Genomic DNA, 1,499 nt, shown 5'->3' on the forward strand with positions numbered 1-1,499 from the left:
TGTTATAATATTCTTGTATTTACATTTAACGGTAGGTGATGAATGTGCTTTCCTCCAATGATAAAAATAAACAGATGCACTATGAATTTGTGTGCCTTGATGAGTTGGTCCCGGAGGACCATTTATTACGAGTTATCCAGAAACATATAGATTTCTCTTTCATCCGAGAAAAAGTACGCCAATACTACTGTGAGGATAATGGAAGACCATCCATCGATCCTGTTGTGTTATTTAAAATGATTTTCATTGGATACCTTTTCGGTATCCGATCAGAAAGACAACTTGAAAAAGAAATTCAGACTAATATCGCCTATCGTTGGTTTCTTGGCCTATCCCTAACAGATCGAGTTCCAGACCATACAACGATTAGTTGGAATCGTCGAACTCGTTTTAAAAATACAGATGTTTTTCAGGAGATTTTTGATGAGATCGTGCGCCTAGCTATTCAGCATCGAATGGTTGGTGGGCGTGTATTAATAAGTGATTCCACCCATCTAAAAGCAAATGCGAATAAACGTAAATTTAAGAAGCAAGTCATCGAGAAGACAAGTCGCACCTATCTTACAGATCTAGACAATGCCATTAATGAAGACCGTGAAATACATGGAAAAAAGGATTGAAGCCTAGAGAGGATGTGAAGGAAGAAAAGGAAATCAAGGTGAGTACTACTGATCCTGAAAGTGGTTACATGGTACGTGACGGGAAGCCAGAAGGCTTTTTCTATCTTGATCACCGGACGGTCGATCATAAGTTCAATATTATAACTGATGTATTTGTGACTGCTGGAAACGTCCATGATTCCGTTCCTTACATTGATAGACTAAATCATCAGATCGAAAAGTTTGGATTTGCTAATACGATTGAAGCCGTCGCATTAGATGCTGGCTATTTAACTACCCCAATATGCAAGGCCCTACACGATAAAAACGTCTTTGCTGTCATCGGCCATCGAGCCTTTACTCCCGTTAAAGGTCTTCTCGCCAAATGGCGGTTTAAATATGATCCAGAGCAAAATGTGTATGTATGCCCTCAAAAACATGAGCTCACTTATTCGACAACCGACCGAAACGGGTATCGGATGTATAAGTCAAATAAAGAAATATGCAGAAATTGTCCGATACTCCTTGACTGTACCCGTTCTAAAAATCACCAAAAGGTAATAACTAGACATGTTTGGGAAGAAAGTAAAGAATGGGTTCGACAGAACCGCTTAAATAAAAACGGAAAATATCTATACAGATTGAGGTACCAAACTATAGAGCGAAGCTTTGCAGATGCGAAAGAACTGCATGGGCTTCGCTATTGTAGGTTACGGGGACGTGACAATGTCCAAGAGCAAGCATTAATGACAGCCACCGTTCAAAACCTAAAAAAGATAGCACTCCACCTGGCAAAAGCAAGTTAGGTGGCATGCTATCTTTTTCTTTCAGCACTTCGTGCTGTATTTGTTAAATATATAGAAAAACCCCAGTAAAATATGGGGTTTCTCGTCAGTCTGA

At 39.5% G+C, this 1,499-nt stretch carries 1 protein-coding gene; it reads left to right on the forward strand.

Annotation, left to right across the window (positions count from 1 at the left end; translation table 11 throughout):
• Window positions 1–38: 38 nt before the first annotated feature.
• Window positions 39–1,405 (forward strand): IS1182 family transposase gene (locus tag EIZ37_RS25465; protein WP_134687567.1). Its coding sequence is split into 2 segments (ribosomal slippage): window positions 39–615 and window positions 615–1,405, totalling 1,368 coding nucleotides; the frame shifts between segments, so codons are not numbered across the junction.
• Window positions 1,406–1,499: the final 94 nt, after the last annotated feature.

This window comes from Brevibacillus migulae, assembly GCF_004521915.1.
In the GTDB taxonomy this organism is placed as follows: domain Bacteria; phylum Bacillota; class Bacilli; order Brevibacillales; family Brevibacillaceae; genus Brevibacillus_F; species Brevibacillus_F migulae.